At 64.8% G+C, this 11,959-nt stretch carries 13 protein-coding genes; 3 read left to right on the top strand and 10 right to left on the bottom strand.

Going from position 1 to position 11,959, the window contains the following annotated elements; translation table 11 throughout:
- The first annotated feature begins 61 nt into the window (after positions 1-61).
- The gene (locus tag LDB05_RS02210) at positions 62-1,324 is read left to right on the top strand and encodes a cation:proton antiporter (RefSeq protein ID WP_226006297.1); all 1,263 of its coding nucleotides are present in this window, start codon (positions 62-64) and stop codon (positions 1,322-1,324) included.
- A 16-nt stretch (positions 1,325-1,340) separates the two neighbouring features.
- Here LDB05_RS02210 and LDB05_RS02215 read toward each other — a convergent pair whose 3' ends face one another.
- Positions 1,341-2,555, bottom strand: coding sequence for a hypothetical protein (locus LDB05_RS02215; protein ID WP_226006298.1), 1,215 nt, complete (start codon positions 2,553-2,555; stop codon positions 1,341-1,343).
- Between the two features lie 6 nt (positions 2,556-2,561).
- Positions 2,562-3,185: a DUF7998 family protein gene (locus LDB05_RS02220; RefSeq protein WP_425498600.1), complete on the bottom strand. Its 624-nt coding sequence runs from the start codon at positions 3,183-3,185 to the stop codon at positions 2,562-2,564.
- A 248-nt stretch (positions 3,186-3,433) separates the two neighbouring features.
- Here LDB05_RS02220 and ddfA point away from each other — a divergent pair, with 248 nt between their 5' ends.
- The gene (ddfA, locus tag LDB05_RS02225; protein ID WP_226006300.1) at positions 3,434-3,727 is read left to right on the top strand and encodes a DdfA family disk-determining factor; all 294 of its coding nucleotides are present in this window, start codon (positions 3,434-3,436) and stop codon (positions 3,725-3,727) included.
- 19 nt (positions 3,728-3,746) lie between these two features.
- Here ddfA and LDB05_RS02230 read toward each other — a convergent pair whose 3' ends face one another.
- From LDB05_RS02230 to LDB05_RS02245, 4 genes are all read right to left on the bottom strand, one after another.
- On the bottom strand, positions 3,747-4,142 hold the full coding sequence (locus LDB05_RS02230; protein ID WP_226006301.1) for an acyl-CoA thioesterase: 396 nt from the start codon (positions 4,140-4,142) through the stop codon (positions 3,747-3,749).
- Between the two features lie 84 nt (positions 4,143-4,226).
- Complete coding sequence (locus LDB05_RS02235) at positions 4,227-4,979, bottom strand: ribonuclease H-like domain-containing protein (RefSeq protein WP_226006302.1); 753 nt, start codon at positions 4,977-4,979, stop codon at positions 4,227-4,229.
- A gap of 63 nt (positions 4,980-5,042) precedes the next feature.
- Positions 5,043-6,878, bottom strand: a complete 1,836-nt coding sequence (locus LDB05_RS02240) for an AAA family ATPase (protein WP_226006303.1) — start codon at positions 6,876-6,878, stop codon at positions 5,043-5,045.
- Positions 6,879-7,069: 191 nt separating this feature from the next.
- Entirely contained in the window at positions 7,070-7,729 is a 660-nt protein-coding gene (locus LDB05_RS02245; protein ID WP_226006304.1) for a DUF7504 family protein, read from the bottom strand.
- 139 nt (positions 7,730-7,868) lie between these two features.
- Between LDB05_RS02245 and LDB05_RS02250 the strand changes: the two genes are divergently transcribed.
- Positions 7,869-8,597: a DUF7547 family protein gene (locus LDB05_RS02250; RefSeq protein ID WP_226006305.1), complete on the top strand. Its 729-nt coding sequence runs from the start codon at positions 7,869-7,871 to the stop codon at positions 8,595-8,597.
- Positions 8,598-8,610: 13 nt separating this feature from the next.
- Here the strand turns inward: LDB05_RS02250 and LDB05_RS02255 are convergent, their stop codons facing one another.
- The 4 genes from LDB05_RS02255 to LDB05_RS02270 form a co-directional block, all read right to left on the bottom strand.
- Positions 8,611-9,015: a nucleic acid-binding protein gene (locus LDB05_RS02255; RefSeq protein ID WP_226006306.1), complete on the bottom strand. Its 405-nt coding sequence runs from the start codon at positions 9,013-9,015 to the stop codon at positions 8,611-8,613.
- Positions 9,012-10,172 carry a thiolase family protein gene (locus LDB05_RS02260; protein ID WP_226006307.1) on the bottom strand — a complete coding sequence of 387 codons (1,161 nt, stop codon included), beginning with the start codon at positions 10,170-10,172 and terminating at the stop codon, positions 9,012-9,014. Before LDB05_RS02260 ends, LDB05_RS02255 begins: the two co-directional genes overlap by 4 nt.
- Positions 10,173-10,429: 257 nt before the next feature.
- Complete coding sequence (locus tag LDB05_RS02265) at positions 10,430-10,789, bottom strand: OB-fold domain-containing protein (RefSeq protein ID WP_226006308.1); 360 nt, start codon at positions 10,787-10,789, stop codon at positions 10,430-10,432.
- A complete protein-coding gene (locus tag LDB05_RS02270; RefSeq protein ID WP_226006309.1) occupies positions 10,786-11,943 on the bottom strand; it encodes a thiolase family protein in 1,158 nt (385 codons plus the stop codon). Before LDB05_RS02270 ends, LDB05_RS02265 begins: the two co-directional genes overlap by 4 nt.
- Between the last annotated feature and the right edge of the window lie 16 nt (positions 11,944-11,959).

The following is an 11,959-nucleotide window of genomic DNA, read 5'->3' on the forward strand; positions in this document are numbered from 1 at the left end:
TTCGTTCTGCAAACGCCGGCACCGAGATAAAGACGCGATTTCACGTAGCGTTGTGCAGCCAATGGCTCTCGACGTGTACACCGTCGGTCTGGTCGTCATCGGCCTCGCGCTGTTCGGGGTGGCCGTCCTTCCGCGGTTCGCCGCCGGCCGCGCGATCTCGCTGCCGATCTTCTTCGTCGCCTTCGGGATGGTCGTCTTCGGCCTCCCGATCGGGCTTCCCCCGCCCGACCCGTTGGAGCAGGGGACCACGACGGAACACTTCGCGGAACTCGGCGTCATCGTCGCCCTGATGGGCGTCGGTCTGAAAATAGATCGGGTTCCGGGAGTGCGTGCGTGGGCATCGACCTGGCGACTGCTCGCGATCACGATGCCGCTGTCGATCGCCGGCGCAGCCGCCCTCGGGCGGTGGCTCGGTTTCGTGATACCGACTGCGATCCTGCTGGGTGCCTGCATCGCGCCGACTGACCCGGTGCTGGCGTCGGAAGTACAGGTCCGCGGACCGGGAATGGGGACCGAAGCGGAAGGGGTGGAAGAGGCGGCCGGGGGAGAGGACGAGGTCCGGTTCGCGCTGACCTCGGAGGCCGGATTGAACGACGGACTCGCCTTCCCGTTTACCAATCTGGCGATCGCGATCGCGCTCGTCGGGCTCGCGCCCGGCAACTGGCTCGGCGAGTGGCTCCTGGTCGACGTCGGGTACCGAATCGTCGTCGGCGTAATCGCTGGCGTCGTCCTCGGCTCCCTGACCGCTCGTGCCGTCTTCGCGACTGAGCCGACGACCCCCGTGGCGGAATCGGTCCGGGGACTCGAGGCAATCGCGGGAACTCTGTTCGTCTACGGGGCGACCGAACTCGTCGGTGGATACGGCTTCATCGCGGTCTTCGTCGCGGCGCTGATGGTGCGCCACTACGAGCGATCGCACGACTACAACCGGTCGCTCCACGAAGTCAGCGAGTTCACCGAACAGGTCATGATGGCCCTCATCATGCTCTTTTTCGGCGGGGCGATCGTCGGCGGGCTCCTCCAGCCGCTCACGCTCGAGGCGATCGTCGCGGTGATCGCGATCGTGTTCGTCGTTCGGCCGCTCGCCGGGGTCGTGGGATTCCTCGGATTCGATCGGGACCCCGTCGAACGGGCGACGATCGCGTTCTTCGGCGTGCGCGGAATCGGCTCCTTCTACTATCTCGCGTACGCGCTCAACGCGGCTGCGTTCCCCGACGCCGACGTACTGTGGGCCGTCGTCGGCGCCGTCGTCCTGCTGTCGATCGTCGTCCACGGGATCACCGCGACGCCCGCGGTCCGCTGGCTCGAGAAGCGAGCGGAATAGCCCGGGCACCGATTCGCTATCTCGCCCGTTCGAGAAAGATCGTCCAGAGGACCGCGGCGTAGAGGGCTGCCCCAAGGACCGCGAGCAAGCGACCGAGGGCTACCAGCGGCGGGACCGACGCGAGTAGCCCGCCAGCCTCGAGCCCCAGGCCGACGACGAGCGCCGCGATCGACGCGCTCGCTGTTCGGTCGCCGATCCCCGGAGCGGCGGCGACGGCCGGCGGGTAGAAGTGGTAGGTGACGCCGACGATCGTCAACCCCACGAAGCCGCCGACCGCGAGCCGGTAGTGGGCGTCGAACGCGGACGCGGGGAGGGTCGAGGCGGGGACGAAGGCGAACGCGAGTCCCAGCGCTGCCACCAGCGCGGCGCAACCGCCCGCAGCGACGATCGCCCAGTGGCCGACGCGCCGACGGTCGCTCCGTCGGGACAGGTCCACGACTGCGACGGCGAAGCCGACGAGTGCGGTCGCCTGGAGTCCGGCACCCGCGTGAAAGAGTGATCCGCCCCGGAAATCGACTGCGAGCAGTGCCGGGCCGGCGACGCCGGCGAGCAAGACGATCGCGACGAGCGGCGGCCTCGCCGAGGCTGTGAGCAGTCGCGGTAACAGCCGGAAGCCGATCGCGAACACGAGCAGAGCCGCCGTTCCGGCCGCGAACACGTGGGTCGCCGCCGCTCCGTTCGCCGGCAGACCCGGTAGCTCGAGGCCGATTTCGGCGGCCGGAGAGAGCGCGGAACCGACGAGAAGGTACGCGAGCACGACGGGAACGGCCGCGTTCGCGAGGCGGTCGACCCGCACACGGTGGGTATCGGTCGTGCCGGTGCCGGTCTCCCGCCCCGTCGGGTTATCTCGGACGGTCCAACAGAGAACGACGACGAAGACGAGACAGCCGACGAACCAGCTCGTCGCACCCACGACCGCGAGCGTCGGCGGACCGATTCCGGTCGCCGCGGCGAACGTCGCGACCGTTCCGAATAGTGCGAACGGGAGATGGACCGCCGGCGCGTGTGGAACGGCCAGTTCGCGGGCGAAGTACGACGGGACGAGCGTGTAGGCCTTGCCGAAGACGACGTGGAGGACGAACCCGAACACGCCGAGCGGAACCGTCGCTGTTCGCGGCAGGCCGATCGCGACGGCGACGTGCCACGCGAGGAAGAAGCCGACACCCGCCGCGACGAAGGCACGGGACCAGCGCGTGACGGTAGCGGTCGCGGTTCCGCCCTCCGAGACCATCGGAGATTAGAACGGCGACTGTACGGTCGTCTCGTCTTCCTCCCGTCCCCGGTCGATGGGACTCTCCGCCGATCCGCCGACCGGTTCGTTCGGGACCTCGCCGGACTCGCGGTACTGCGCTTCGATCCGCTCGAGCGTCTCGTTGAGCGATTCGGACTGGTGGTGGGTCGGGCGGACGCGAACACGCACGAGATCGTACTCGTGGCGGTCGCTCAGCCCGTTCCACGCGCGGAACGAGCCCTTGACGAGCGCGTCGGCCTGCGGACAGAACTCCGTGGTCGGACTGAACTCCGCCCGAAGAATGCTCGGATCGTCGGCGTCGACCGCGTACCGGTATCCCGCGTCGGGATGGCGTCGATCGAGGTTGAGCCGAGCCAGGTTGTAGCCGAAGGTCGCGTCGTAGACGCCACGCTCTTCGAACAGGTCCCGCGTGATATCGTGGAACGCGACGTGCTCGTCGCCCTCGAGAAGGTCGTGCCCCTCGAGGTACTCCCCCGGTTCCGGGATGTGGCCGGCGACGAACGACCCCGGCTCGTCGAAACTGTCCCCGTCCGTCGATCGTCCGCTCGAAAAGGGATTCATCGTACGACGTGCTTCGTCGCGGACCGTCCAGTAGTTCGTTGCGAATATGTTCGGTAGTCCTCAGTACGGTCCGAGATCCGGCGAATTCCGCGATTCTTACATCTACAACCGGTGATTGCGTGATAACTGTCGCCCCCTGAATAGTTTTAGATACCTTTAATGAAATAAAATCATTAGTTATTTTCCCTAAAATAAATTCTCTGATGACCATATATGTACTATGTTGTATATTTTTGGAGTCCAAGCTCGGGTTGGGGCCAGAGGATTTATATCCGACCGACAAAAGGGTCCGGTCAATGCTACTCTCAGTCGATCAGTCGGACACATCAGCCGGGCAGTCTATCAGCTTCGACGTTATCGCTGCCGTCGCCGAAGCGGAGGGGATCGATCCCGTCGAACTCGAGCCGCCGGAGTACGACGCTCTCTACGACGTAATCAACCCGGAAGCGCTCGATTCGCTCTTTGCGACTCGCGAAAACGGCAAAGAACGACCGACCGGACGCGTCGAATTCCACTTCTGTGGCTACGACGTCGTCGTCACGAACGACGGCGATGTCGACGTCTCCGATCGCGACGGCGACCGCGAGTAACACACCTGGATATCCACGGTCACCGGTGTCGTTCGATTCGCGTTCGCCACTCCGGAGGAACGGACTGGGACCCGCCAGTTTCCGGATCAGCGAGCACTTGAACGGTGTGTGCGGTCGCCGCTTGCGACCCGTTCGCTCGGATTTCGTACTCGATCGGGATGCTCGAGTCGCCGAGTTCCGGGACGCGAAGCGCAACCGTGACGGTGTCGTCGGCCTCGATCGGTTTCACGTACTCGATCTCGAGGTGGACTAACACCGTGTCCGTCTCGACCAGCGAGATATCGAGCACGTCACGGAAGAAGTCCTCGCGAGCCTGTTCGAGGTACGTCGCGTAGGTCGCGTTGTTGACGTGCCCCATGAAATCGATGTCGCGGAGCCGAACGTCGACGGTCGTCTCGTAGCTGTAATCGTCCATCACCGGACGGTACGGCACTGGCCGCCGTATAGTTGATTGCTCGCCATTGCCGTCGGATCGGCGGAGGGAGACCGCCGCGAGCGCTCAGTCGTCGGCCGTCGCCGCCTCGAAGACGTTCTCGTGGAGCCGATCCGCGACGATCTCCATCAGCGGCTCCATATTGCGCGTGTCCGCTCGGTTGTACTCGACGAGCGTCTCGAGGGAGCTCTCGTCGCCGCGTTCGTACTCGTGCCAGAGACGGACCGCATCGCGTCCGCTGAGGTCCGGCATGTCCCGGTCGATGCCGAGATCTTTTTCGATCGCTTTCAGCCCGCCGTCGAGCCCGAGCTTCTTGCAGGGGTACATGATATCGACGTGCGGGACATCGACGTCGACGTCGAAACAGGTCTCGAGGAAGGGCACGTCGAAGCGCTGGCCGTTGAACGTGACCAGCAGCGCTGACTCGTCGAGCTCCCGCTCGAGGCGCTCGCTCGTGAGGTCGCGGTCCTTGACGAAGGTCTTCGTCTCGCCGCCGCGGTGGACGCTGACGGTCGTCACGTCGTTACACGAGGCGTCGAGTCCGGTCGTCTCGATGTCCAGAAAACACGTCTCGGACCTGACGTTCTCGTAACACCGCCAGCGACTGGACGCCGGGAGCGCCTCGGCGAAGACGGAGACGTCCCCGCGCTCGAGGTGGGTCCAGCCGTCGTCGATAAACGTCTCGATCCGATCGGCCAGCGTCGACCCGACGACGCTGCCGTCGAACTCGTCCCAGTGGGTGATGCCGTTCTCCCACAGGCGGCGTTCGGTGGTTTCCCCGACGCCGCGGACGGGAATGAAACTGTTCTCGATTCGCACACCAGTGCAGGGGAACGGTGTGAATAAAAACGCTTGGATCGGCCGCGACGCGGTCCCGACGGTTTAGCTGTCGTCGCTGTTGTCCGAGAGGTACAGCGTCCGGTCGATGATGCTGACGGCCGCTTCGCCCCACTGCTGGATGGCGGCACCGTCGGAGTCGGGGATCTCGATCACGATCCGGTCCCGACCGATGGTGACGTCAGCGTCGGGCGTCGAGTCTTTCTCCGCGAAGCTCTGCATCTGATACTGGAGTAACCGTTCCGTCGAGCCGGTGATATCGATCGTCTCGGCGCCGAACTCGAGGGTCAGCACCGCGCTGCCGTCGTCGGTCTCCTCCGCCCGCACGTCGAATCGGTGGCTCGAGAGTTCCGGGGCCGGCGCGTCCTCGTTCATCGTGTCCACGGCCTCCTCGACGGTCACGTCCGGCTCGTCGGCCTCGAACTGGCCCTCCTCGAACTCGAAGCTCGAGAGCGTATCCGCAGCCGGTTCGTCGCCGTCGTCCACGGCCGGTTCGCCGGCGTCGTTCTCGGCTTCGGAGTCAGTCGGCTCGGTTTCCCGTTCACCGGCTGTCTCCGAGTCGGTCGTCGATTCGAGGGTCGATACGTCGGTTTCGCTCCGCTCGTCGACGGTATCGGGAACGTCGGTCCCGGACTCCTCCTCGTCGGGAGGACCCGGTTGCCGATCCGTCTCACGTCCGGCATCGCCGGGCGGATTTTCTCCGTTCGCGTTGGCCGACGACTGGTCCTCTGAGACGTCGTCCGCTTCGTCGTCGAACGAGAGAACGTCGATTTCGTCGGGAGATTGCGGAATCTCGTCGTCGGCCGTCCCGTCGGCTGTGTCGTCGGCCTCGACTTCGCTCTCGTCTTCGTCACTCTCTTCCGCGTCTTCGTCACCGTCGATCGCGGGCTCGTGGTTCTCGCCGGAGTCGCGTTCCGAATCGGCCTGCGTATCGTCCGTCGGCTCGTCGTCAGCAACGGGCTCACCCTCCGTCGAGTCGTCGACATCGGCGTCCTCGTCGACCGCCGCCTCCGTCCCCGCGCCCGGCATGGGGGTCGCCACGGTCTGCTCCTCGTCGGAGGGATCCGACTCGCTCGAGTCACCCGGTCCCGCCGCGATGATTTCGGATTCGTCGATCCCGGACGCCGAGCCGTCGGGGAGTGCGCCGGCGATCGTCGGACCGGCCGCGTCGATCGCGTCACGGTCCAGCGGCGTGGCGTACCAGGCGGTTCGGTCGGGTGACGTGATGAATCGGCCGCGATTGTGCTCGGCTCGCGGATGTTGCGGCTGTTCGTCGTCAGCATCCGCTTCCGCATCCGATGCCGAAGGGTCCTCGGAAACTGCCTCCTCCACCGAGGCCTCGGTATCCCCTTCGTCCGTCTCGTCTGCGGGTTCTCGGACCTTCGCTTCGTCCGAGGGATCCTCGTCCGGGTCTGCGGACGGCTCGTTCGAGGCCCGTTCCTCCCTCGATTCGCCCCGTTCGCCGGCTGCTCGAGGCTGCTGGTGGTACTGTGTCTGTGACTGGGGCCCCGACTCGGGAGCGCCGGGTGAACCCGTCTGACCGGCCGCAGCCTGCTGTGGACCCGCTGCCCGTTGCTGGCCCGCCTGCTGTGGCTGCTGGGCCTGTTGGGGTTGGTTCGGGTCGCCACCGGAGCTGATCGTGCCGCCGCTCAGGTGAAGCTGTGTTCCGCCACCACCGCGGGGCGCGTTCGACATATTGTCCAGACTGTGTGCGATGTCCGTCAGATCGTCGTCGATATTGTCCTCGAGCTTGTCGATCTTGTCACCGACGCTCCGGAGGGCGAGAGCGACGTCCCAGAGGACGACGACGCCGAAGAACAAGAGTGCGAGGAAGACAGTTACGGCGGCTCCGCCGAGAAGCTCAGTACTAGCGTCGACCATGTATGCTACTCTTTGAACGGATAGTTCGTTCGATATATAGAACTTGTGGCGGAACATCAATACTACTGGAGATACATCGGCCGGAGACGGACGAGAACGCCGTTCTACTTCCGACCCCGGAATTGCAGTCGATGGTTACGACAGCGGTCTTGTCGGATCTGTTATTAGAAGTCGAACGCTATCGTCGCGACCTATAGCTCGAGCCAGTCCGTCGTCGTATCGGTCTCGCGGAGATACCACCGCTGTTCGTCTGTCCCGTTCCGGGAGCGAACCGTGACGACGGCGTCGAACATCGGCTCGAGGAGGTTGACGGCGTCGTGGTCGGGATCAAGCGGGAGGTGGTAGTGTCCCATCCCGTTCGCCTGATCGACCCGTGCAGTCGTCATGTGCAGCAGACGAAACACCGTCTCGGTGTCGTACGTCTGCAACAACGGAACGAGCGAATCGACACAGACGCGAAGTTCCGACGGTGAAAATCCGTCCGCCGAATCGTCGAAGTCGTTGATCGTCTCGACGATCTCGATCCCGAGCGTTCCCAGCGACGGGCGATCGGTCTCGGTTTCGTCCGTCGCCGTGCCGATCTCGAGTACTTCCCTCGAATCGATCGTCCGAACCCGGTCGGTCGCAACGTCGTCCCCGTCTCTTGCGGTCGTTCGATCGTCCCCCGCCGTCACGAAGAGTCGGTATCGCGAGTCCCGCTCGTCTGCACCGAGCAGTTGGTGACAGGCCGTCTCGTGTGTACCCGCCGCCGCACCGACGAGCAAAATATTGCTCCCCTCCTGCTTGAGCGTACCGAGGGTCCGCGTGAACGACGCACGGTCCGGCACGACTCCCCCTCGCTCGTCTTCCATTCCATCGAATCAGTCACGCGGCGAGCGTATAAAAATTGTGGCCAACGGCCACTCTGAAAAATGACAGGTTCGGAAATTACCGGTCGGTGGCGATCGCCTGGACCGTCCTGTTTTTTACACCGGCGGTCTTAAATCAGCTATGGCCGATCACGACGACGAACTCGTCGACGCGGTTCGCGAACTGACGCGAACGATCGACGATCTCCGGACGGAACTCGACGGCTCGGCCCCACGCCGTAGCCCGCCGCTCCGACCACCGACGCCCCGGGAGATTCTCCGGTTCACGGACGAAATCGCCCTTCCCGCCGCGCTGGCCGTCCTCGAGACCAGCGTTCGCGCGCTCGAGGCGTTCCAGCGGAGCCTGAAGGTCGTTCGGACCGGGCGAACGGCCCGAGATCGAACGTCGGAAGCCGCCGAGGCGACGAGCGAGCGGGCGAGTGCCTTCCGACGGACGACGCTCTCGCAGCTCGATACCGTCCTGGCCGAACTCCAGCGAGCCGCGTCGGGCGGCGGACTCCCCGCCGACGACGAGGCTCGCGACCTCCTCGCGGAGGCCCGCGAACTCCGCGACGACGTCGACAGCCGCCTTCGGGACGTCGCCGAGCGAGAGTCGGACTCGTCCGATTTCGATCGATCGGAGTCCGGGGACGGCGTCAGCATCGATATCGAGGACGGTCCGCCGAGCGACCCCGAGATGGAGACGGACCGCGACGACGAGGACGACTCCGCCGTCGACGTCGATGCCGAACTCGAGACGCTCCGGGATCAGTACGGGGAGGAGGACGATAGCTCGAGCGATGATGGCGCAGGCGCTGCTGACTCCGATGCTGAGGACGACGATGCTGAAAACGGAAACGATGACCGGTGAGACGCACTGATCGCTAGACCGGCTCGAACCGATAGCCGTCCCACTCTTGACTCTCCGGTTCTCTGATGCCCGCACCGGGCTCGCGGAGCTCGTCGACGTACACCGGCCGCACCTCGTCGCCCGTCTCGATGTCGCCGGTGGTCAGCTGACCGATCGCGCGGACCGAGTCTCCCTCGTCATCGGACTCCGTCCGATTATCCGAGGCGCTCCGCGCCTCGCTGAGGTCGAATTCGACGATCGCGAGGTGATTGGGCTCGCGCACACCAGGTGGCGTGGCCGTACTCGTCGTCCACGTCACGACCTTGGCGGTGTACTCGCTGAGGTCGATCGTCTCGACCGGTTCCGCCCCGCCCGGACCGCGCGGGTGACCGGGGTAACTGATCGATCCGTCCTCGTAGCGCGTCGCGTCCATGCTCATTGTGCAGCCTCCATGATGGTCGTAATCACGCAGTTGCCGAAGCCCCCGACGTTACAACACAGTCCCGCATCCGCATCGACCTGTCGCGGGCCGGCCTCGCCGACGAGCTGTTCGTAGATCTCGACGCCCTGTGCCACACCGCTGGCTCCCAGCGGGTGGCCTTTCGACTTGAGCCCGCCCGAGGTGTTGGTCGGCAGCTCGCCGGTGTCTCGCTCGGTGTATCCCTCCTCGACGAGTTTCCAGGCCTCGCCCTGCTCGGCGAATCCGAGCCCCTCCATCTGGAGGAACTCGAGGATGGTGAACATGTCGTGGAGTTCGGCCACGTCGATGTCCTCGGGACCGAGCCCACTCATCTCGTATGCGCCTTTGCCACTCTCGACGACGCCGCCCATCACCGTCGGATCCTCGCGCTCGTGGACGACCTGCGTGTCCGTCGCCCCGTCGACCCCCGAAACGACCACGTAGTCGTCCGTATACTCCTTCGCGACGGATTCGGGACAGAACATGAGCGCCGCCGAGCCGTCCGTGATCGGACAGAAGTCGTACAGCCGCAGCGGGTCCGCCACGATGGGCGACTCGAGGATCGTCTCGAGGTCGACTTCCTTCTGAAACTGGGCGTGGGGGTTGTCCACGCCGTTTTTGTGGTTCTTGACCGCGACTTTCCCGAGGTTCTCGCGAGGCGCGTCGAACCGCTCGAGGTAGTGGCGGGCGGTGAGGCCAGCGAACGACGGGAGCGTGACGCCGACTTTGTACTCCGCTGGGTGCGTCACCGATGCGATGATGTCGGTCGTCTCGGGCGTCGATCGGTGGGTCATCTTCTCGCCGCCGACGAGCAACGTCATGTCGCTGGCCCCGCTTTCGATCGACTGCCAGGCGGCGTAGATACCCGCGCCACCGCTCGCACTCGTCTGGTCGACGCGCTGGGTGTACGCCGGCATCGCACCGAGATCGTGTACCAGCGCGTTCATCACGCCGGTCTGTCCCTCGAACTCGCCGCTGGTCATATTCGAGACGTACAGGTGGTCGACGTCGTCCGCATCGACACCCGCGTCCTCGAGACACTCGATGCCGGCCTCCGCGAGGAGATCCATGATCCATTCGCCCTCGCGTTGCCCGAACTGAGTCATCGAGGCGCCGATGATCGCAACTCGTTCCATATCTGGTGAACCCTCTGCCGATGGCTGACCACGAACGGTGATTTAAAATTAAGGGGGAACGACATTCGACGAATTTCGCACACCGAACGGGGGCCATAGTTCGATCGGGAGACGTGTCTCAACAATCAGTCGGAGCCTTTTTGGCGATAGTCACGGGTGAAGGGGCGCTGGTTGGTGGGTTCAAGGAATCCGTTTCGATCCCATCCACGGACGCGTCTCGAGTACGGAGAACTCGAGACACGCCACTAATTCCGCACTTACACCGGTTCGAACCGGTAGCCGTCCCACTCCTGACTGTCGGGCTCTCTGATACCCGCACCGGGTTCGCGGAGTTCGTCGACGTACACTGGTCGCACCTCGTCGCCCGTCTCGACGTCGCCGGTAGTCAACTGACCGATCGCACGGACGGACTCACCATCCACGTCGAATTCGACGATCGCGAGGTGATTGGGCTCGCGGACGCCGGGCGGCGTCGCGGTACTGGTCGTCCACGTCACGACTTCCGCAGTGTACTCGCTGAGATCGATCGTCTCGACCGGTTCCGTCCCGCCCGGCCCTCGCGGATGACCGGGGTAACTGATCGAGCCGTCCTCGTAACGCGTCGCTTCCATCGTCATCGTGCAGCCTCCATGATAGTAGTGATCACGCAGTTGCCAAAGCCGCCGACGTTACAGCACAGCCCCACGTCCGCGTCGACCTGTCGCGGGCCGGCCTCGCCGACGAGTTGTTCGTAAATCTCGACGCCCTGTGCCACGCCGCTCGCGCCGAGGGGGTGTCCTTTCGATTTGAGCCCGCCCGACGTATTGATCGGGAGCTCGCCGTCGCGGTCCGTGTAGCCGTCCTCGACGAGTTTCCAGGCCTCGCCCTGCTCGGCGAAGCCCAGCCCCTCCATCTGGAGGAACTCGAGGATGGTGAACATGTCGTGGAGTTCGGCCACGTCGATGTCTTCGGGCCCCCGACCGCTCATCTCGTAGGCACCGTTGCCACTCTCGACGACGCCGCCCATCACGGTCGGGTCCTCGCGCTCGTGGACGACGTGGGTGTCCGTCGCTCCGTCGATCCCCGAAATCACGACGTAGTCGGCCGTATACTCCTGTGCGACCGACTCGGGACAGAGCATGAGCGCCGCCGAGCCGTCCGTGATCGGACAGAAGTCGTACAGTCGCAGCGGATCGGCCACGATGGGCGACTCGAGGATCGTCTCGAGATCGACTTCTTTCTGAAATTGAGCGTGGGGGTTGTCCACGCCGTTTTTGTGGTTCTTGACCGCGACCTTCCCGAGGCTCTCGCGAGGCGCGTCGAAGCGCTCGAGGTAGTGGCGGGCGGTGAGGCCGGCGAACGATGGAAGCGTGACGCCGGTTTTGTACTCGACGGGGTGTGTCAGCGACGCGATGACGTCGGTGGCTTCCCCGGTCGTCCTGTGGGTCATCTTCTCGCCGCCGACGAGCAGCGTCATGTCACTGGCTCCGCTGGCGACCGACTGCCAGGCGGCGAAGATCCCGGCACCGCCGCTGGAACTCGTCTGGTCGACGCGCTGGGTGTACGCCGGCATCGCGTCGAGGTCGTGTGCCAGCGCGTTCGGCACGCCGGTCTGTCCTTCGAACTCGCCACTCGCCATGTTCGAGACGTACAGGTGCTCGACGTCGTCAGCGTCGACACCCGCGTCCTCGAGACACTCGATGCCGGCCTCCGCGAGCAGGTCCTGAATCCACTCCCCCTCGCGTTGCCCGAACTGGGTCATCGAGGCTCCGATAATCGCAACACGTTCCATATCCTACTCGGACTCA

It is taken from the genome of Natrinema salinisoli (assembly GCF_020405205.1).
GTDB lineage: Archaea > Halobacteriota > Halobacteria > Halobacteriales > Natrialbaceae > Natrinema > Natrinema salinisoli.